General features: G+C 49.6%; 17 protein-coding genes. 5 read left to right on the forward strand and 12 right to left on the reverse strand.

The features are described from left to right. Nucleotides 1-11: 11 nt before the first annotated feature. The 6 genes from AC6IB1_RS14060 to xerD form a co-directional block, all read right to left on the reverse strand. Nucleotides 12-1,418, reverse strand: coding sequence for an amidohydrolase (locus AC6IB1_RS14060; protein ID WP_497567173.1), 1,407 nt, complete (start codon nt 1,416-1,418; stop codon nt 12-14). A gap of 208 nt (nt 1,419-1,626) precedes the next feature. Continuing rightward, nucleotides 1,627-3,141 (reverse strand): lysine--tRNA ligase, encoded by a 1,515-nt coding sequence (lysS, locus tag AC6IB1_RS14065; RefSeq protein ID WP_497567174.1) that lies wholly within the window; start codon nt 3,139-3,141, stop codon nt 1,627-1,629. Nucleotides 3,142-3,169: 28 nt separating this feature from the next. Then, nucleotides 3,170-4,268, reverse strand: a protein-coding gene (gene prfB / locus AC6IB1_RS14070; protein WP_497567175.1) for a peptide chain release factor 2 whose coding sequence is annotated in 2 segments (ribosomal slippage) — nt 3,170-4,192 and nt 4,194-4,268 — 1,098 coding nt in all. Because the reading frame shifts where the segments join, the coding sequence is not laid out codon by codon here. A gap of 202 nt (nt 4,269-4,470) precedes the next feature. Continuing rightward, the gene (gene recJ, locus AC6IB1_RS14075) at nt 4,471-6,198 is read right to left on the reverse strand and encodes a single-stranded-DNA-specific exonuclease RecJ (RefSeq protein WP_497567176.1); all 1,728 of its coding nucleotides are present in this window, start codon (nt 6,196-6,198) and stop codon (nt 4,471-4,473) included. A 162-nt stretch (nt 6,199-6,360) separates the two neighbouring features. Next, nucleotides 6,361-7,104, reverse strand: coding sequence for a bifunctional protein-disulfide isomerase/oxidoreductase DsbC (gene dsbC / locus AC6IB1_RS14080; protein WP_497567177.1), 744 nt, complete (start codon nt 7,102-7,104; stop codon nt 6,361-6,363). Between the two features lie 104 nt (nt 7,105-7,208). Continuing rightward, complete coding sequence (xerD, locus tag AC6IB1_RS14085; RefSeq protein WP_497567178.1) at nt 7,209-8,105, reverse strand: site-specific tyrosine recombinase XerD; 897 nt, start codon at nt 8,103-8,105, stop codon at nt 7,209-7,211. A 228-nt stretch (nt 8,106-8,333) separates the two neighbouring features. Between xerD and fldB the strand changes: the two genes are divergently transcribed. Next, a complete protein-coding gene (gene fldB / locus AC6IB1_RS14090) occupies nt 8,334-8,852 on the forward strand; it encodes a flavodoxin FldB (RefSeq protein WP_497567179.1) in 519 nt (172 codons plus the stop codon). Between the two features lie 56 nt (nt 8,853-8,908). On the opposite strand, the gene brnQ is transcribed toward fldB, so the two are convergent. After that, the gene (gene brnQ, locus AC6IB1_RS14095) at nt 8,909-10,213 is read right to left on the reverse strand and encodes a branched-chain amino acid transport system II carrier protein (RefSeq protein WP_497567180.1); all 1,305 of its coding nucleotides are present in this window, start codon (nt 10,211-10,213) and stop codon (nt 8,909-8,911) included. Nucleotides 10,214-10,521: 308 nt separating this feature from the next. Here brnQ and AC6IB1_RS14100 point away from each other — a divergent pair, with 308 nt between their 5' ends. The 3 genes from AC6IB1_RS14100 to AC6IB1_RS14110 all read left to right on the forward strand — a co-directional run bounded on the left by AC6IB1_RS14100 (nt 10,522) and on the right by AC6IB1_RS14110 (nt 14,362). Beyond that, the gene (locus AC6IB1_RS14100) at nt 10,522-11,226 is read left to right on the forward strand and encodes a tRNA1(Val) (adenine(37)-N6)-methyltransferase (protein WP_497567181.1); all 705 of its coding nucleotides are present in this window, start codon (nt 10,522-10,524) and stop codon (nt 11,224-11,226) included. 60 nt (nt 11,227-11,286) lie between these two features. Continuing rightward, nucleotides 11,287-12,528, forward strand: coding sequence for an ATP-dependent RNA helicase SrmB (gene srmB, locus AC6IB1_RS14105; protein ID WP_497567182.1), 1,242 nt, complete (start codon nt 11,287-11,289; stop codon nt 12,526-12,528). Between the two features lie 292 nt (nt 12,529-12,820). After that, nucleotides 12,821-14,362 carry an alanine/glycine:cation symporter family protein gene (locus AC6IB1_RS14110; protein WP_497567183.1) on the forward strand — a complete coding sequence of 514 codons (1,542 nt, stop codon included), beginning with the start codon at nt 12,821-12,823 and terminating at the stop codon, nt 14,360-14,362. A gap of 69 nt (nt 14,363-14,431) precedes the next feature. Here AC6IB1_RS14110 and yaaA read toward each other — a convergent pair whose 3' ends face one another. Together yaaA and AC6IB1_RS14120 are read right to left on the reverse strand one after the other, a co-directional pair. Continuing rightward, nucleotides 14,432-15,205 carry a peroxide stress protein YaaA gene (gene yaaA / locus AC6IB1_RS14115; RefSeq protein WP_497567184.1) on the reverse strand — a complete coding sequence of 258 codons (774 nt, stop codon included), beginning with the start codon at nt 15,203-15,205 and terminating at the stop codon, nt 14,432-14,434. Nucleotides 15,206-15,319: 114 nt separating this feature from the next. Continuing rightward, nucleotides 15,320-16,777, reverse strand: coding sequence for an alanine/glycine:cation symporter family protein (locus tag AC6IB1_RS14120; RefSeq protein WP_497567185.1), 1,458 nt, complete (start codon nt 16,775-16,777; stop codon nt 15,320-15,322). A gap of 613 nt (nt 16,778-17,390) precedes the next feature. Here AC6IB1_RS14120 and AC6IB1_RS14125 point away from each other — a divergent pair. Continuing rightward, nucleotides 17,391-17,573, forward strand: a complete 183-nt coding sequence (locus AC6IB1_RS14125; protein ID WP_497567186.1) for a DUF3545 family protein — start codon at nt 17,391-17,393, stop codon at nt 17,571-17,573. A gap of 111 nt (nt 17,574-17,684) precedes the next feature. On the opposite strand, the gene AC6IB1_RS14130 is transcribed toward AC6IB1_RS14125, so the two are convergent. From AC6IB1_RS14130 to nfo, 3 genes are all read right to left on the reverse strand, one after another. Continuing rightward, nucleotides 17,685-18,209, reverse strand: coding sequence for a hemerythrin domain-containing protein (locus AC6IB1_RS14130; protein WP_497567187.1), 525 nt, complete (start codon nt 18,207-18,209; stop codon nt 17,685-17,687). 168 nt (nt 18,210-18,377) lie between these two features. Beyond that, nucleotides 18,378-19,055 (reverse strand): uracil-DNA glycosylase, encoded by a 678-nt coding sequence (gene ung, locus AC6IB1_RS14135; RefSeq protein WP_497567188.1) that lies wholly within the window; start codon nt 19,053-19,055, stop codon nt 18,378-18,380. 39 nt (nt 19,056-19,094) lie between these two features. Next, nucleotides 19,095-19,961 (reverse strand): deoxyribonuclease IV, encoded by an 867-nt coding sequence (gene nfo / locus AC6IB1_RS14140; protein WP_497569144.1) that lies wholly within the window; start codon nt 19,959-19,961, stop codon nt 19,095-19,097. Nucleotides 19,962-20,243: the final 282 nt, after the last annotated feature.

The raw sequence follows: 20,243 nt of genomic DNA on the forward strand, positions 1-20,243 counted from the left end.
GTGACGGAAAGTCAACGTATCTCTTCACCACTGGCTAACACAGTTTGACGCACTTTGTCTGCAAACTGCAACGCTTCATCACGGATGGCATCCTCATCTACGGTCAGGATGTCTCGTTCCTGCATCAGGAGGCGGCCATCTACAATAGCGTGTTTAACATTCGATGCATACGCAGAATACACCAGTGCTGAATAGGGATTATATATCGGTACCATATTGGGCGCTTTGGTATCAATAACGATGATGTCCGCCAGTTTGCCCACATCCAATGAGCCAATCTTATCTTCCATATGCAACGCACGCGCAGCCCCTATGGTTGCCATTTCAATGACTTTCACAGGTGGCATAGCGGCACGATCCTTATTCACCAGTTTATGCACTTTCGCCACCTGGTTAAACTCATCAATCGTACTTAACGTATTACCCGACATTGGGCCATCGGTGCCAAGACCAATGCGCAGCCCCTCGTCAAACATCTTAAGTGCCGGAGACACACCTTTGGCAGATTTGATGTTTGCACTCATGTTATGTGCGATACCTACATCATTGCGTTTAAGTAACGCAATGTCGTTTTCATCGACATTAATCACGTGTGCACCCACAAGGTTAGGGGTCAACGCACCAATCTCTGCCATGTAAGCCACAGGAGACTTGCCACCACTGCGTTCTGCAATTACCTCGTTTTCACGGTCAGATTCCGCAAGGTGCGTCATTACCGGTACATCGTGCTCCAGCGAAAGCTGAGTGATTTTCTGCAATACTTCCGTGGTATTGGTATATGGGGCATGTGGTGCAAACGCTGGGGTAATACGCGGATGATCTTTATATGCGTCAATAAAATTCAGCGCGTACTGTATCCCCTCTTCGGCGTTTGCCGCATCAGCCACCGGGAATTTAATCACCGTCTCTCCCAATACGGCACGCATACCAATCTTATCCACGGTCTTTGCGACTTCATCTTCGAAATAATACATATCCGCATACGTCGTTACACCGCCTTTTAACATTTCAACATTCGCCAATTGTGCACCGATACGCACCATATCACGGCTTACCAGCTTCTTTTCCAGCGGGAAAATATAACGGTGCAGGCGATCCGGCACGTCATCACCTAAAGAGCGAAAGACGGTCATAGATGCATGAGTGTGCGAGTTAATCAGGCCTGGCATCACAATATCACCGTCGACATCCAGAACCGTCTTTGCTTGATATTTTTGGGCAAGCGTTTCATCGCCTACAGCAACAATCTTGTTGCCCTTCACCGCAACAACACCGTTTGGGTAAACGGTCTTGTCAGCATTCATGGTCAACACAATCGCATCTTTGATCAGCAAATCAGCAGTCTCAGCGGCAAACGCTGCAGGGGAGGCCAGCGTTGCCAAGGCAACACCGGCAGAAAAAAATGTTTTTTTCAACATGGTCATCTTCCGTTAAAGGCAGCAAGTGATGTCACGAGCATCATCTTCGCTCAGGGTAAAAACGGGAACAAAAACGTGCTTTATGTCGCAAAAGTTGTGACATTGAGCAAACGATTTCGAGATAGATAGCAAACATAAAAAAACACCGGACATATCCAGTGTTTTTATCTATCAGAAACCTCTCAGGCTCGTTTAAAAACCAGTCAACTCAGTCTTTCTTCTGGTTTTGTGGACGCATTGCCGGGAACAGGATCACGTCACGAATCGTGTGGGTGTTGGTGAACAACATTGTCAGACGATCGATACCAATACCCTGCCCCGCGGTCGGTGGCAGGCCGTGCTCCAGTGCAGTGATGTAGTCTGCATCGTAGAACATTGCTTCATCGTCACCCGCATCTTTCGCGTCTACCTGCGCTTTAAAGCGTGCATCCTGATCTTCCGCATCGTTCAACTCCGAGAAGCCGTTTGCCACTTCACGGCCACCAATGAAGAACTCAAAGCGGTCAGTAAAGAACGGGTTGTCATCGCTACGGCGTGCCAGCGGCGAGACATCTGCCGGGTAGCCCGTGATGAAGGTTGGCTGGATCAGTTTCGGTTCTGCAGTTTCACCGAAGATTTCTTCTAATAGCTGGCCACAGGTCCAGAATTTCTCAACGTAGATTTTCAGCGACTCCGCGATAGCCACCAGCTTATCGCGATCCTGCACATCTTCTTCCGTCAACGCCTGAATATCGGCATGATCAGGATTGTAATGCTTGATGGCCTCCAGCATGGTCATGCGCGCATACTTACCACCAAAATCCACTGTATGCTCACCGTAAGGCATTGACGTCTGGCCCAGCACTTCCAGTGCCACAGTACGCAGCATGTCTTCGGTCAGATCAATCAGGTCGTTGTAATCCGCGTACGCCATATAGAACTCAATCATGGTGAATTCCGGGTTGTGACGCGGAGACAGACCTTCATTGCGGAAGTTACGGTTGATCTCAAACACGCGCTCAAAACCGCCTACCACCAGACGTTTCAGATACAGCTCTGGCGCAATACGCAGGAACATTTGCTGATCCAGCGCGTTATGGTGGGTAATGAATGGGCGTGCCGCCGCACCACCAGGGATCACCTGCATCATTGGCGTTTCTACTTCCATGAAGTCTTTAGACTCCATGTAGCGGCGGATAGCAGAGATCAACTTGGATCGCACTTTGAACGTATTGCGAGAATCTTCATTCACGATAAGATCAACGTAACGCTGACGGTAGCGCAGCTCTTGATCGGTCAGGCCATGGAATTTTTCTGGCAGTGGACGCAGTGCTTTGGTCAGTAGCTGGTACTCTTCCATATTGACATACAGGTCACCTTTGCCTGATTTGTGCAGCGCGCCTTTGACCCCGATGATGTCACCGATATCCAGACCCTGGTACTGTTCTTTCAGCACTTTTTGTACATCTTTTGATGCATAAGCCTGAATGCGGCCACTCACGTCTTGCAGCGCAAGGAATGGGCCACGTTTTGCCATGATACGGCCAGCAATGCTGACTTTATGATCCAGTGCTTCCAGCTCTTCTTTGCTCTTGTCGCCAAACTCAGCCTGAAGATCAGCCGCTTTGTGCTCACGGCGAAAATCGTTCGGGTGGCCGTTTGCTTTACAGCGTTGACGAATATGGTTCAGTTTTGCACGACGCTCCGCGATCAGCTTGTTTTCGTCTTGTAACTGGTCAGTCATAAGTGAACCTTTGATTAAACGTGAAAAATTACAAACCAGATTTCAGGCTGGCTTCAATAAACTTGTCGAGATCACCGTCAAGCACCGCTTGGGTGTTACGGTTTTCAACACCGGTACGCAGATCTTTAATGCGTGAGTCATCCAGAACATAAGAACGGATCTGGCTGCCCCAACCGATATCAGACTTGGCGGCTTCGTTCGCCTGCTTCTCTGCATTCTGCTTTTGCAGCTCCAGTTCAAACAGTTTTGCGCGAAGCTGCTTCATCGCCTGATCTTTGTTCTTGTGCTGGCTGCGGTCATTCTGACACTGCACCACGGTATTGGTGGGTATGTGAGTAATACGTACCGCAGATTCAGTGGTGTTTACGTGCTGACCACCCGCGCCGGATGCACGGTATACGTCAATACGCAAATCCGCCGGGTTAATATCGATATCAATGTTCTCGTCCACTTCCGGGTAGATAAACGCAGAAGCAAAGGAGGTGTGACGACGACCGCCAGAATCAAACGGCGATTTACGGACCAGACGGTGGACGCCGGTTTCGGTGCGCAGCCAGCCGTAAGCATATTCGCCGCTGATGCGGACAGTTGCAGATTTCAATCCAGCCACATCACCTTCAGACACTTCGATCACTTCAGTCTTGAAGCCTTTCGCATCCGCCCAGCGCAGGTACATACGCAGCATCATAGATGTCCAGTCCTGCGCTTCCGTACCGCCAGAGCCTGCCTGCAAATCGATGTAGCAGTCAGAGGCATCGTGATCACCCGAGAACATGCGACGGAATTCCAGCTTCGCCAGTTTGTCTTCCAAATCGTTCAGTTCAGGTTCGATCTCGTCGAAAGTCTCCTGATCGCTTTCTTCTACGGCCAGTTCCAGCAATTCGGTGATGTATTCGCCGCCCTGAGCCAACTGGTCGATGGTTTCTACCACTGCTTCCAGCGATGCGCGCTCACGTCCCAGTGCCTGTGCACGTTCAGGATCGTTCCACACGTCAGGTTGTTCAAGTTCGGCATTGACTTCTTCTAGACGCTCTTTCTTGGCGTCATAGTCAAAGATACCCCCTAAGGACATTGGCACGCTCGGCAATGTCCGCTAGGCGGTTTTTGATCGGATTGATTTCAAACATGGGTCACTTTTTATGTTCGGAATGGGTTTTGACCGCCGAATTCTACAGAATTGCGGACGGAATATACAGAGTGTGATGAGGATCAAAGGGGAAATTTTGGGATAAAAGTGAGAGAAAAGGCTCAAGGTCCTAGGTCCTACAGTATTTGAACTGTTTGGCTGAACCTAAAGCTCTTGCTCCTCCTAGGGCTGCTCTTCCTTCCCTAAACCGCCGCCATATGTTCAACCATCAGCTGAACTGTCCGGTTGCCCCGGAATTCATTGATATCAAGATGATAGGCAATCTCTACCATTTGCACTGAAGGATCCGGCCAGCGGCGCAGGTCAATGTTAAAGGCAATGGCATCGACCATTTGGCCGCCCATGACAGGTTCCAGCATCATTTTCAGGTGCTTACCGCCCACCAGCTTCTGGTGCAGCAACTTGAATTTGCCATCAAACAGAGGTTCCGGGAACCCTTGTCCCCATGGGCCACCCGAGCGCAGCATTTCAGCAACGTCTAGCGTAATTTCATTGGAAAGCAACTCCCCGTCTGACAGCAGCACGCCTTTCAGCTCCTCTTCGCTGATGGTGTTTCTGACCGCCTCATCAAACAGCTTGGAGAAACGCGTAAAGTCGGCTTCGGCAATGGTCAGTCCCGCCGCCATGGCGTGACCGCCAAATTTCTTAATCAGCCCCGGGTTCTGGGTATCAATCAAATCCAGGGTATCACGCATATGCAGTCCCGGAATGGAGCGGGCAGAGCCTTTGATCATGCCCTCACCGCCATCGGCAAACGCAATCACCGGACGGTGGAATTTATCTTTAATCCGTGAGGCCAGAATACCAATCACCCCCTGGTGCCATTCACGCTGGAACAGGGAAAGGCCGCATGGCAGGCTGCTGCCTTCACCGAACTGGAGGCGTTCACAAATCGCCATCGCCTCTTCTTTCATGCCCTGCTCGATTTCCTTACGGCTCTGGTTCAGGGCATCCAGCTCGCTTGCCATCTGGCGTGCTGCCTGCAGGTTCTGGCAAAGCAGCAATTCGATACCGAAAGACATATCATCCAGACGCCCAGCCGCATTGATACGCGGCCCAAGGGCGAAACCAAAATCATTGGCCACCAGTGTTGCCATGTTGCGGTTAGCCACTTCAATCAGCGCCTGAATGCCCGGACGGCATTTACCTGCCCGGATACGCATTAATCCCTGATGTACCAGAATGCGGTTATTGGTATCCAGCGACACCACATCGGCTACGGTGCCCAGCGCCACCAAATCGAGCAACTCCGCAAGGTTGGGTTCAGGAATACCGCGACTGGCAAACCAGCCGCTGTCGCGAAGGTGGGCGCGCAAGGCCAGCATGAGGTAAAACGCCACACCGACACCAGCCAGCGATTTCGAGGGAAAACCGCATTCATTGAGATTGGGGTTTACCATGGCATCGGCATCCGGTAGCACCTCGCCCGGCAAGTGATGATCGGTAACCACCACCTGAATGCCCCGCGCTTTGGCCGCTGCAACCCCTTCAATCGATGACACGCCATTGTCCACCGTCATGATCAGCTCTGCGCCTTTTGCGGCGGCCTGCTCGACCACATCCGGACTCAGGCCGTAGCCATCATCGAAACGGTTTGGCACCAGGTAATCCACATTGGTACAGCCCATCATACGAAACGCGGTCACAGAAAGCGCCGAGCTGGTTGCGCCATCAGCATCAAAGTCACCGACAACAATAATGCGTCGCCCGTCAGCCATTGCTGATGCCAACAGCGCCACTGCACGTTCAATACCGTGCAGTTCACTGTAATTGAGCAGACCACGCGCGCTTCGCTCCAGCTCTCTTTCACTGGTGATCCCGCGGTTGGCGTAAATACGCTGAAGAAGCGGCGGAATAGAAGCAGGGAATACAGCGCCCTGTACTGCATGGCGACGTTTAATCTCAATCATGGAATGAACCTGTGTCCGGCAGCTTCGCTACCTGGATAATGAATGCGGATTGACGCTGTATTGTAGCGGCTGGCCGGTAAAGGGAAAGCCCACGTCCTGTTTTTGCCGAATGCAAAAGGCGCCAGCTTTCGCCAGCGCCCATGAATCCTATCGTAGCAGAGATTAACCCTGCTGTTTTTGCATCAGTATTTGAAGCAGTTGTGGTGCTGGCATGTAGCCGGGTAACAAGGTGCCATCTTGCAGCATAATAGCCGGCGTGCCATTCACCCCCATCGCGTTACCAAGCGCCATATGACGACGAATAATATCCTTACACGCGTTATCTTCTTGGCTAAACTCACCCGTTTTTGCTTTATTCATGGCATCAGCCTTGTCATCAGCACACCAAATTGCGCTCATCTGACCAATGTTTGGCGAACGCTCACCGGAGCGCGGAAATGCCAGATAACGCACAGTGATCCCTAAATCGTTATAGTCCTGCATTTCACTGTGCAGTTTCATGCAAAAACCGCAGGTGGTATCGGTGAACACATTCACCACAAACTTTTCATCTTTCGCCGGATAGACAATCAACTCTTTTTCAACGCCTGCCTCATCAAACAGTTTTTTATTGCGTTTCGCCAGGGCGATTTTGGTCAAGTTAATCGATTCTGTGGGTGTCGTATGGAACAGCTGGCCATAGATAACAATGTATGAACCGTCTTTATTTGAATACACCACACCACCGTTGGTGACCACTTCATACAAGCCATCAATGGGCGCTTTTTCAATAGTTTCAATGTTCAGGCGATATTTTGCCAGCACGCCAGCAATGGAAGCTTTGTCAGCATCTTCAGAGGCCTGGGCGCCGAATGACAACATGGCTGAGGCCATCAAGATACGCGCCATCAGTTGTTTAAAATTCATAGTGTTCTAATCCTGAAAATGGGTTGCGGACAAATTGTCACACACTCAGACCGGTCAAAAAGAGAAAAAATCCCGAGCACATTAAAAATGTCCGTTCGGTTGCATTATGCCCGAGGATGGTGCTCCTGATGCAACTGTTTTAATCGCTCCGTCGCGACATGGGTATAAATTTGTGTGGTCGACAAGTCACTGTGCCCCAGCAGCATCTGTACCACACGCAAATCGGCACCATGGTTTAGCAAGTGTGTCGCGAAGGCGTGTCGCAACACGTGGGGGGACAACATCTCACCGTCAATCCCTGCCAGTGCTGCATAGAATTTAATGCGGTGCCAGAAGGTCTGCCGGGTCATCATACGAGCACGGCGACTCGGAAAGAACACATCCGAGCTTTGCTCCCCAAGCAAGGCCGGCCGACTGTGAGCCATATAATGCTCCAGCCATTCAATGGCGGCTTCTCCCATTGGCACCAGTCGCTCTTTGCCACCCTTACCAATCACCCGCACCACCCCCTGACGCAAACTGACATTTTCAGTGGTCAGACTGATAAGTTCCGTAACTCGCAGGCCTGTGGCATACAACAGCTCCAGCATGGCTTTGTCCCGTAGCTCAATCACATCTTCCACATTGGGCGCATCCAGCAATGCTTCGACCTGCGCTTCAGATAAGTCTTTCGGCAAACGCTTAGGCAGTTTAGGACTGATGAGCGTCGCCGTGGGATCATCTTCACGCAGCTTTTCACGGTACAAATACTGGAAAAGGCGACGCATGGCCGAAAGCATGCGGGCACGGCTGCTTTGCTTATACTTCTGGTCGAACAGCCAATGCTGGTAATCCTGAAGTTTATAACAGGCCACCGTAACCAAAAGCTCGCCATCTTTATCCAGCCACAGGCAAAGCTTGGTCAGATCGTTGCGGTACGATGCCAGGGTATTCTCAGATAACCCCCTCTCCATCCACATTGCATCCAGAAACTGTTCCACCAATGCTGTATTTTGTTGCACGATTTACTCACTTAACATGGATTGTTGCTGCTCCCAAACTACCTCAGCCTCGCCTGAATGCAAGGTTTACCCTCACCGCACAAAGCAACTGCAGCAAAAAGCGCCAGCTCCCCGCGATTTCCGAGGGTAGAGATAGGCCACAACGAGAGGTAGAATTCAAGCCCTGGCCACAACGGTATACGTTGCTAGCTTGGGTTAAGTATTGCGACATGACAGCAGGAAAAGTACATGAAAATAGGTTTATTTTACGGCTCCACCACCTGTTATACCGAAATGGCGGCTGAGAAAATCCGCGACATTATGGGTGAAGATCTGGTGGATATTCATAACATCAAAGAAACGCCGGTCGAAAAAATGAACCAGTACGACTTGCTGTTGCTGGGGATCTCCACCTGGGATTTTGGCGAATTACAGGAGGATTGGGAAGCCGTATGGTCGCAGCTTAACGGCCTCAAACTGGAGGGAAAAGTGGTGGCGCTGTTCGGTCTTGGCGATCAGGAAGGCTACGCCGAATGGTATCTCGATGCCATGGGGTTACTGCATGATGCGCTTTTGCCAACAGGCGTGAAGTTTATCGGCTATTGGCCAAATGAAGGCTACACCTTTGAAGCCTCAAAAGCACTGACCGACGATGGAAAATACTTTGTGGGTCTGGCACTGGATGAAGACAGCCAGTACGAACTGAGTGATAAGCGTATTGCCGCCTGGTGTGAAAAGGTACTGTTGGAATATCAGGAAACTCTTTAACTTAACGCCAGACAGAAAAAACCACCGTTTCCGGTGGTTTTTTAATCTTCGTTCACTTACGCGTGCGCCGTCTCGCTTTTACGCTTCCCCGCAAAACTCACCACAAACAATGCAATGACGGTTGGCAGCAACCATGCCATACCGTAATTAAACAGCGGCAAAGCATCGAGCGCAGACACATCCAAACCGGCCACTTTTGCCGCATCCAGTAGCGCAAATACCAGAGACACCGCCAGCACCACACGATAAGACAGTTGTGGATTTGGCAAAAAGCGACGAACAAACGTTAATGCTATCAGCGCAATTGCCACCGGATACAGCGCAAATAGTACAGGAACAGAGATCGCGATAAGTTGGGTCAAGCCCACATTCGCCACTACTGCACAAGCAATGGACAGAATCACTACCCATTGACGATAAGTGATTTTAGTCAGAGTGCTGAAGTAATCCGCACACGCAGATACCAGACCGATTACCGTGGTCAGACACGCCAACACAATGATGGTTGACAGGATGATCTGGCCAGCTGGACCAAACAGTGACAGCACATAAGCCGACAAGATAGCGCCGCCATTTGTCGCCCCTGCTGCAACACTCGTTGCCGTTGCCCCGAGGTAGAAGAGCGACACATACACAAATGCCAGACCTGCCGCCGCAATAATGCCAGCATAAATCAGGTATTGGCAGGTTTTTGCCTGGTGGGTGATCCCTTTTTTGCGGATCACATCCACAATCAGCATACCAAACATCAGCGCCGCAAAGGTATCCATGGTGTTGTAACCTTCAAGAAAACCTGTGGTAAAGGCTTGCCCAACATACGCACCTTGCGCCGCAGTGATCTCCCCCTGTGGATTAACCACAACAGCAATCGCCAGTACGACCAGAGCGGCAAACAGCGCAGGCGTCAGCAGTTTACCGATGGTGTCAATGAGCTTGCCCTGAGACAGCGAAAAGAACATCGCAATGGCAAAAAACACTACCGAGAATAGCGACAATTCAAACTGGCCGGGCGCATCAAAAAATGGCTTAAAGCCCATTTCATACGCCACCAGCCCTGCACGGGGTGCAGCAAATGCCGGGCCGATAATAATGAAAATCAGCACTGCCATCAGGGTAGCGACCGATGTGGGTAAATCCTTTGTCAGGCCTTTCCAGCCACCGCCCGCAAGGGCAACAGCAACAATGCCAATCAGGGGAAGCCCAACGGCAGTGATCAAAAAGCCCAGCATCGCAGAAAAAGTGTGCTCTCCCGCCAGAAAGCCCGCCAGAGGTGGAAAGATGATATTTCCGGCCCCGAGGAAAAATGCAAAGGTCATAAACCCTAGCGCGAGTATATCGCTAACCTTTAAACTTTCTTTCACTTCGTATTACCTATGTGTGTTTGCTTATTAATATGTAATCAATCGGTTAGCCTTTTAGTTGTTTTTACTGTGCATTTCCGATTAAGCAGAATAATGACGAAGTTTCACTACGTAGACAATAGTGCAAATAGAAATAGATTATAAATTCAATTTAAAACTAAAAATCAGAATTTAAAACCACAATTAAAACAAAAAACAACATATGAGGAAGATTCACCACTCACTTGTTGTTAACATTGATGCAACACAGCCATCCATTTATTGAGCAATTGTCAACAATAACAGCGAAAACGACACTTGGAGGTATCGTGGGGAAAGGTTTTAGATTCAAACACTTTACTGTGGAAGACCAGGGCTGTGGTATGCCTGTCAGCACAGATGGTGTGCTGCTTGGCGCGTGGGCTGAGGCGAAAGATGGGCATACCATTTTGGATATCGGTACCGGTACCGGATTGCTGGCCCTGATGATGGCACAGCGGTTTCCAACCGCCAGGATTACAGCACTGGACATTGATGCTCATGCGGCAGAGACCGCCCGTTTCAATGCAGAACAGTCCGCTTGGCATGACCGCATTGATGTCTATCATCAAGACATTTGTACATGGGAAAGCAGCGCGCAGTTTGACACCATTGTTTGTAATCCCCCCTATTTTACGACGGGTGAGCAAGCCAACGATGCACGCCGTGCAAAGGCTCGTCACACCAACACCCTGTCTCACGACACCTTATTAAACGTGATAAAAGCGCGACTTTCCCTCCATGGAGAAGCGCATTTGATCTTACCTTCAGTTGAAGGGGAAAGCCTGATCACCAAGGCACAAACACACCAACTGTTTTGCTGTCGGAAAGTACAGGTCAAGCCGACAGAGCGCAAACCGGTTAGTCGCCTTCTGATCTCGCTATCAAAAAACCGTCCTGCTGACGTTGAAGAGAAAACACTGGTGATTCAAGGGATGACAGGGTATACCGATGCGTTTATTGCGCTCACCAAAGATTTTTACCTCAAGATGTGATGATCGTACCTGAATTAGTCTCTATAATTCGCCCCCTAACTTTGAGTGGAGAGACAACGCGTGCGAACTTTTGCTGAACTGGAACTGGATCCTCAACTGCTACAAGCGCTGGATGACATGGGCTTCGAGCGACCAACAGCGATCCAGGCTGGCGTGATCCCTCATGGTATGGATGGCCGTGATATTCTGGCGTCCGCGCCGACGGGAACAGGTAAAACAGCAGCCTTTGTGTTGCCACTGCTGCAACACCTTATCGACTTCCCCCGCCAGAAACCGGGTCCTGCACGCGCCCTGATCCTGACACCAACCCGCGAGCTGGCTATGCAGATAGCAGATCAGGCTCGCGCACTGGCGAAATACACCGGTTTGAAAATCATCACCATCACCGGCGGTATCTCCTATCAGGAGCACGCAGAAATCCTGGGGAAAACCCAGGACATCGTGGTGGCTACCCCGGGCCGCCTGATGGAGTACGTGGAAGCGGAGCGTTTTGACTGCCGCGCGATTGAAAGCCTGGTACTGGATGAAGCCGACCGGATGCTGGACATGGGGTTTGGCCCAGCCGTTGATCGCCTCTCCAGCGAATGTCGTTGGCGTAAGCAAAGCATGTTGTTCTCAGCAACGCTGGAAGGTCGTGGCATTGAAGGCTTCAAAAAGACCCTGCTCACCGATGCTGTCGAAGTGGAAGCGGAGCCACCACGCCGCGAGCGTAAAAAAATCACCCAGTGGTATTACCGCTGTGATGACATGGCCCATAAAAATGTCCTACTGAAGTCTATCCTGACCGAACAGGCAAAACGCGCCATTATTTTCGTGAAAACCCGAGAGCGTCTGGCGGCACTGCGCGAGTACCTGACCGCAGAAAAAATTAAATGCGCCTGGTTGCAAGGAGAAATGCCACAGGCAAAACGTACTTACGCGATTGAACGTTTCACCCGAGGTGAAATCAACGTGTTACTGGCCACAGACGTAGCAGCACGTGGCATCGACGTGCCGGACATCGACCACGTGATCAACTTTGATCTGCCCCGCAAGGCAGACGTCTATCTCCACCGTATTGGCCGCACTGCCCGCGCCGGTAAAAAGGGGAATGCGATTTCACTGGTAGAAGCACACGATCAACCGATGATGGATCGTATTTGCCGCTACATGAAAGAAGACGTGAAAGAACGCTTTATTGATGGTCTGAAACCTAAACATAAAAAGCCAGAGTTTAAGAAGAAAAAGAAAAAGCGCCCTAACAAAGTCGCAAAAGGTAAAGCCAAGAAAGCGACGAAAAAAGCAGCAAAGAAATCTACTTAGTCACGCTTTTATTGGATTCTTTGGTCCAATAACGCTAGAAAAGGAGGGTAACACCTCCTTTTTCATTTACCTGAGATGCTTTCCAGATATCCTCAAACCGCTTGAAGACGCTCGAATTCAGGTCGTTTAGGTATAAATATCTTGTTCAGCCAAGGGATGGTTGGCAAAAGATCAAGCTCACAATCCTCCGCATCAATGAAACAAATTATTAACAATTTATTTAAATTTCGGATTATCCTGCCATTGGATAAAAATCATCTATCCAATATTTGTTATTTAGAGGGATCTTGTAATGCAATCTGTTGTAGATTTTTTGAACGGCATTATCTGGAGTCCAGTCCTGATATATACCTGTCTGGGTGCTGGCCTTTTTTACTCCATCGTGACACGCTTTGTTCAGGTTCGTCAGTTCAGAGAAATGACTCGCCTGCTGTTTTCCGGCAAAAGTTCTGAGAAAGGCATTTCCTCTTTCCAGGCACTGGCGGTTTCCCTGTCTGGGCGAGTGGGTACCGGTAACATTGCCGGTGTTGCTGCCGCTATCGGCTTTGGTGGCCCTGGCGCAGTGTTCTGGATGTGGGTGGTAGCCTTCCTTGGCGCCGCAACTGCGTACACCGAATCCACCCTTGCACAAATCTATAAGGAGGAAGACAACGGCGAGTTCCGGGGCGGTCCGGCTTACTACATTGAAAAAGCGATGGGCCACAAGTGGTATGCGTGGATCTTTGCTATCGCCACCATTTTTGCCTGTGGTGTTTTGCTGCCTGGTGTCCAGTCAAACAGTATCGGTAACGCATTTGAGACAGCTTTCGGCTCTGGTCAAATGATTGAAACCGCATTGGGTACTTACAGTGTGGCAAAAATCATCACTGGCACCTTTATCTCCATTTTGCTTGGTTTCATCATCTTTGGTGGTGTGAAGCGAATTGCAAGCTTCACCCAGGTTGTGGTGCCCTTTATGGCACTGGCGTACATTATCATCGCTTTCGCTATCATTGCACTTAACATCACAGAAATCCCGGGCATTATTGCCATGATCGTCGGTGATGCATTCACCCCCATGGCAGGCGTCGGTGCCGCTATCGGCTGGGGAGTTAAACGTGGAGTTTACTCCAATGAAGCCGGTCAGGGTACAGGTCCCCACGCAGCAGCCGCTGCAAACGTCCAGCACCCGGCTCAACAAGGTCTGGTTCAGTCTTTCTCAATCTATATTGATACCCTGTTGGTATGTTCAGCGACGGCATTTATGATCCTCATCACTGGTGCCTACAACGTTCACGGTGCGGGTGAGGCCTTTATCATCCAGAACGTGTCGGCAGAGATCGCAGCTAACGGCCCGGTATTCACCCAGATGGCGATTGAAAGCACGATGCCGGGATGGGGCAAGCCGTTTATTGCGATTGCACTGTTCTTCTTTGCTTTTACCACCATTCTCGCCTACTACTACATCGCAGAAACCAACGTGGCGTACCTGCGCCGCACAGTGAATATTCCTGGTATGATGTTTGTGCTGAAAGTGGTGCTGATGGCGGCTGTTTTCTACGGCACGGTAAAAACAGCAAATCTGGCATGGGCAATGGGTGACATCGGCGTTGGTCTGATGGCATGGCTGAACATCGTTGGCCTTATCATCATCTTCTTCCTGAGCAAGCCAGCCCTGAAAACGTTGCTCGACTATGAACGTCAGCAGAAGGCAGGCGTGGAAGAATACACCTTTGATCCGGTGAAGCTTGGCATTAAAAATGCCGATTACTGGGAGCATCGTCTAGCACGTCGCGCTCAGGATAAAGAAACATCCGATGAGGTGTCTGGCAGACCGGTTAACCCAACCATGTAAACCTAACTTTTCAAAAAACAAAAAGGTTAGCTGCGGCTAACCTTTTCTTTTTCCGCTACAAGACGATGATCACTGCTCTTCGCGCTTAAACACCAGTTCCTTGCTATTCGATTCTTCTGCGCAGAACCCGTATCCTGCCATATTAAACGCTTTCAGCGCTTCAACCGAATCAATGCGGTTATCGATAATGTAGCGAGCCATCATACCGCGGGCTTTCTTGGCAAAGAAGCTGATCACCTTGTATTGCCCGTTTTTCTGATCTTTGAACACTGGCGTAATGATTTGTCCATCCAACAGTTTGGGGTTCACCGACTTGAAATACTCGTTCGATGCCAGATTGATCAACACATTGTCGCCTTGTGCGTTCAATGCCGCATTCAACTCACCTGTAATGATATCCCCCCAAAACTGGTAGAGGTTGGCTCCACGGGCGTTAGCAAGCTTGGTGCCCATCTCCAGACGATACGGTTGCATCAAATCGAGCGGACGAAGCAAGCCATAGAGTCCTGACAGCATGCGAAGGTGATCCTGCGCCCAGTCGAAATCCTCCTCACTGAAGGTTTCGGCTTCAAGGCCGGTGTAGACATCCCCCTTAAATGCAAGGATGGCTGGCCGCGCGTTGTCGGTCGTGAACTCTGATGACCATTCTGCAAACCGGGCAGCATTCAGGCCGGCAATTTTATCGCTGACCTTCATCAAACTGCTAATATCCGCGGGTGTCAGCCGGCGGCAAACCTCAATAAGTTCAGCTGAATGCGCCGTGAGCGTAGGTTGCGTGTAACGCTCCGTCGCCAGCGGTGATTGGTAGTCCAATGTTTTTGCCGGAGAAACCACGATCAACATAGTGTCATTCCTTTCAATCTGTTATCTGGTTCAAAGGTTACCATTGACACGAAAAAAAACCACGCGATGAAACGTGGCTTTTTTCGATAACTGCCATAGGTGAAACCGAATGACCTACTGTAAAGTTTGGCGGTTTTCCGGTTCACCCACCTCAGGTTTCCCCCAAACGCCGGGTTCAATCTGGTTCAACAGATCAGGATGGTTACGGCTGTTAAACGACGGCACCTTGCCGCCTGCCCGTTGCTGGTTATAGTCTTTCGTCAGTGTGACCACTGTACCGGAAAGTAACAGGATCGCTATCATATTGACGATAGCCATCAGGCCCATAGAAGTATCTGCCATAACCCACACCACCGGCAACTCAGCCATTGCACCGAACATCACCATACCGAGTACCACACAACGGAAGAGAGTCAGACCGGCCTTATGGTTGTGTTCGAGGAAAATCAGATTGGTTTCCGCATAAGAGTAGTTGGCAATGATGGAGGTAAAAGCGAAAAAGAAAATCGCCACAGCCACAAAAATTCCTCCCCATTCACCCACTGCACTCGACAGCGCACGCTGAGTGAGTTCGATACCAGTGATATCACTGCCTGGCATGTATTCACCGGACATCAGGATGATGGCTACCGTCGCTGAGCAAATCACAATGGTGTCGACAAATACGCCCAACATCTGAACATACCCCTGTGATGCTGGGTGTGGCGGATACGGTGTCGCACTGGCAGCGGCGTTCGGTGCAGAGCCCATACCCGCCTCATTTGAGAACAGGCCGCGTTTGATCCCCTGAACCATCCCCTGGGCCACGGTATAACCCAAGGCGCCGGATGCCGCCTCTTCCAGGCCAAAGGCACTACGAAAGATCAGCATCAGAACGTCCGGTACCTTTTCCAGGTTAGTGAACATGATAAACATCGCCAAGCCCAAATAGAGCAGCGCCATGACGGGCACGATAATCTCTGCCGTGCGGGCAATTTTGCGAATGCCACCAAAGATGACAAACGCAGACAAACAAACCAAAACGATACCCACGTAAAGGGGATCAAAACCGAATGCCACGTAGGCTGCCTGGGTAATGGAGTTAGCCTGTACAGAGTTAAACACCAGGCCAAATGCAATGATAAGCAGTACGGAGAACAGCACGCCCATCCAGCGCATCCCCAGCCCCTTCTCCATGTAGTAAGCAGGGCCGCCCCGGAAGTTACCATCATCGTCGCGGGTTTTGTAAAGCTGTGCCAGAGTGCTTTCGGCAAACGATGTTGCCATACCTAGTATGGCAACCAGCCACATCCAGAAAATAGCACCAGGACCACCGAGGGTCAGGGCGACAGCAATGCCAGCCATGTTACCCGTGCCAACTCTCGCGGCAAGACTGGTACACAACGCCTGAAATGAAGAGATCCCCTCGTTGTCTGCCTGACGGCTGCTTTTCATGACGTTGAACATATGGCCAAAATGGCGGATCTGAATAAAACCAAGGCGAAAGGTAAAGAATATCCCACCACCGATCAGAAGATAGATCAGCACTGATCCCCAGATCAGATCATTTAAAAAATTGATTAGACTAACCAAGCCTACCTCTCTGTGCGCATATACTTATGCGCCATGTCTACGTTCCCGAATCAGGGAAAATGCGATTAGATGCGACTGACGCAAACAGGGCGTCTGCCGAAAGTGGATGTGGAACTCGCAGAGAAGAATACGTCGCGAAAATCCCAATATTGTGTCGGTATTGCGGCTAATTCCGCAAATTTCTTCAAAATGATGCAGGTAGCCACTTTAAAAATCAATATGAAACAAAGTTCATAATAATGTGCTTATTTTTCACTCACTCCGTAGATTAATCATCGGCGACAATTTTTTTCACAACATGACGTAAACATGCTGTTTACCCCAGTAGCTGCTGGTAATATGTTTTATTCAAGGTGAAATAAAAAACCTGAAAATCCCTGGTCCATTGCTGTGACAAGGGTTAAATGAAAACATTGGCCGTAAGAAGCTATGATCTTTCTGTCTTGATATCTAACGTACTGCAACTGCACATATTTTCAGTACCTTTAAAATAAAAGTGATTTCTCCTCCATAAAAACTTCACCAAAGTGCAACAAATGAGAAATACATCAATTTTATTTTGTCGGAGGTTTGATATTTAAATATCGACCGCAACGGTAAAATGAGGTGAATTATGGATAGCTTTGCCTTTGATGATGTACTAGATCAAGAGCGACCACAACGCGGTGGACGAGCCAAACCAGTAAAACGTAAATGGAGAGAAATTGAGGCGTTAAAAGACAGACAACGCCTACGTAAAGAGCTTCAGGACATTGATATGCTCGGCGACGTCAATGACAGCGATTTCGATTTTTAACGCACTCGCTAATAGGGTTAACCATCAGGTTCACTGACAAAAACAACATTGGAATTCTGAAAAAGGCATCCGTTTAGATGCCTTTTTTGTCTGCGAATACGTCTTTTCTTTTTACAGTGCAGCAGCAAGCTCCTTAAAGCGATCTGCCACCTGCTCGCCAAACAAGGGATCGGTTTCCTCTTCCCACTGGCTTTGCAGGTAGGTCCAGTCTCCTGTGGTCAAGGTCTGCTCCAATAATGGCAGAATGGTTTTTTCTTCCAGATCCAAATGCGCTTTCTGGCAGCCGACAAAACGGTTAAGTTTTTCGACAAACAAGTCCAATGGGATCACAGCGTCCATCAGAATCATCTCAACCGTGTCGGCAAACTCTGCTGTCAGGTCTGCCAATGCTTGGTGTTCATCATCAAGGCGGGCAACGCCTTCCGCATCAGGATAATGTTGTAGATAGTAGTGGTAAATCAGGTCTTCTTTTGGATGGTGGTATTTTTCTGCATGCTCTTGCAAATAAAGCATCGTGTCCTTAATCAGGCCGTAATTCACCGGCTTCTCTTGCTGAATTGCCCTGAGTTTTCTCGACAGCAGCTTAAGTAGCTGACTGATGTTCCGGTGATCCCTACGAATGCTGGCTACTAACATAGCGCCTCCCTTTCTTCATTAATCCTACCTTAACTTCAGTCTACCCCTCAAAATGTCACTTAAATTGAGCATGGTCATTTTTTGTGCATTTCCACCACGTGTGCCAAAAAAAAGAAAAAGCCCGCGACCAGTGTCACGGGCGTAAGAAATGACAAAAATGCCATGGGTTCAGTCCAGTTCAGGTTGCCAGTTAATTGGTGTCTTACCTGCCTGACGTAAAATCCGGTTGGTCGTTGAAAAGTGCTTACAACCCAGAAAGCCCCGGTGAGCAGACAACGGCGAAGGATGCGGCGCTTCCAGCACATGGTGACGCTGGCGGTCAATCACCCGCCCTTTTTTCCGCGCATGAGAGCCCCATAACAAGAATACCACCCCGTCACAGTGCAGGTTAACCGCTTCTATCACACGATCGGTGAATGTTTCCCAGCCGAGGTGGGCATGGGAATGTGCATTGCCCTGCTCTACTGTTAACACAGTATTAAGCAGCAGAACTCCCTGCTCTGCCCAACTTTTCAAGTAACCGTGCTGGGGAATGGTGAAGCCTTCAATATCCTGCGCTAACTCTTTATATATGTTCACCAACGATGGGGGAGGGTTAATGCCCGGCAACACAGAAAAACAGAGACCATGTGCCTGATTCGGCCCGTGGTAAGGGTCCTGCCCTAATATCACCACTTTCACCTCATTCAGCTGGGTGTAACGGAAGGCATTAAACACATCTTCCTTGGGGGGGTAGATAACCTTACCTTCTTTACGCGCTTTAGCAACATACGCCATGGTGTACTTGAAATAGTCTTGTTCCTTTTCCTGGCCAATCACATCATGCCAGGTCATTGCGCTTGTCATCTTAATTCCCAGTCCTCATCATTCTCTTTGGACGCTATTCTACGCAGAAATAGGCCCGCTTGCTGTGACTTCAAACTGCCGCAGCAGGCGGATTTCTTCAGCCCACATTTCCGGCTTAATGGTTTCGAGGATCAAGGGGATACCGTCAAAGCGCTTGTCCTGCATGATGACCTCAAAACAGGCCAGCCCAATCTCTCCTTCCCCTAATGCCTGATGGCGGTCAACCCGACTGCCAAGCGCAGTTTTGGCGTCATTGAGGTGCATACCGCGCAGGTATTGAAAGCCAACGGTTTTATCAAACTCCGCAAACGTCGCTTCTGTCGCCGTGTGAGTACGGAGATCATACCCAGCAGCGAAAGCATGACAGGTATCAATACAGACTCCCACCCGAGATTTATCCTCCACCTGCGCAATGATGCTTGCCAATTGTTCAAACGACCATCCCAAATTGGTGCCTTGCCCGGCTGTATTTTCAATCACGGCAACAACATTGGGCACTGACTGGTGGGCAAGATTGATGGACTCTGCAATCAGGGAAAGACAGGCTTCCTCGCTGATTTTCTTCAGGTGGCTGCCGGGGTGAAAATTAAGCAATGGCAGCCCGAGCATCTGGCAACGCGCCATCTCATCAATGAAGGCTGCGCGGGATTTTTCCAGTTTCTCTTCTTCCGGTGCGCCAAGGTTGATAAGGTAAGAATCATGTGGCAATACTGCTTCCGGCACAAAGCCATATTTTTGGCAGTTAGCTTTAAACGCTGCCACGTTTTTTACGTCAAGCGGCTTGGCCTGCCACTGGCGCTGGTTCTTGGTAAACAGCGCAAATGCATTGGCACCGATTGCCGCTGCATTCACCGGTGCATTTTCTACGCCGCCAGATGCAGACACATGTGCCCCGATATACTTCATCATTTCTCCTTTTGAAAAGCCGTAACCGACAACATAGTAGGTTACTGGTTTGGGTGTTGTCCCCTAATTTCGGTCAATTCACGTCAGGGCACTGGCTGGGCCAGCACAATCGCTCCCCCAGGTTACCGCTTTACATCACCAGATCAAACACCGGAAATGTAGTAATAAAATTACATTTGTAATTTTTAACTTAAGACTAATTTTTTTAAAAAACACTCAAAACCAAATAGTTAATAATTCTTTGATTCAAAACAAGAAATAGCCAGGGTTATTTTCGCACAT

This window comes from Grimontia sp. THUN1695 (assembly GCF_059704325.2).

What these genes read in the sequence shown, in the direction of transcription:
- AC6IB1_RS14125 (WP_497567186.1), top strand. Translation starts at nt 17,391, where the DNA reads ATGGATAGCTTTGCCTTTGATGATGTACTAGATCAAGAGCGACCACAA.
- dsbC (WP_497567177.1), bottom strand. Translation starts at nt 7,104, where the DNA reads ATGAATTTTAAACAACTGATGGCGCGTATCTTGATGGCCTCAGCCATG.
- yaaA (WP_497567184.1), bottom strand. Translation starts at nt 15,205, where the DNA reads ATGTTGATCGTGGTTTCTCCGGCAAAAACATTGGACTACCAATCACCG.
- AC6IB1_RS14060 (WP_497567173.1), bottom strand. Translation starts at nt 1,418, where the DNA reads ATGTTGAAAAAAACATTTTTTTCTGCCGGTGTTGCCTTGGCAACGCTG.
- lysS (WP_497567174.1), bottom strand. Translation starts at nt 3,141, where the DNA reads ATGACTGACCAGTTACAAGACGAAAACAAGCTGATCGCGGAGCGTCGT.
- ung (WP_497567188.1), bottom strand. Translation starts at nt 19,055, where the DNA reads ATGACAAGCGCAATGACCTGGCATGATGTGATTGGCCAGGAAAAGGAA.
- recJ (WP_497567176.1), bottom strand. Translation starts at nt 6,198, where the DNA reads ATGATTGAGATTAAACGTCGCCATGCAGTACAGGGCGCTGTATTCCCT.
- AC6IB1_RS14130 (WP_497567187.1), bottom strand. Translation starts at nt 18,209, where the DNA reads ATGTTAGTAGCCAGCATTCGTAGGGATCACCGGAACATCAGTCAGCTA.
- AC6IB1_RS14110 (WP_497567183.1), top strand. Translation starts at nt 12,821, where the DNA reads ATGCAATCTGTTGTAGATTTTTTGAACGGCATTATCTGGAGTCCAGTC.
- fldB (WP_497567179.1), top strand. Translation starts at nt 8,334, where the DNA reads ATGAAAATAGGTTTATTTTACGGCTCCACCACCTGTTATACCGAAATG.
- nfo (WP_497569144.1), bottom strand. Translation starts at nt 19,961, where the DNA reads ATGAAGTATATCGGGGCACATGTGTCTGCATCTGGCGGCGTAGAAAAT.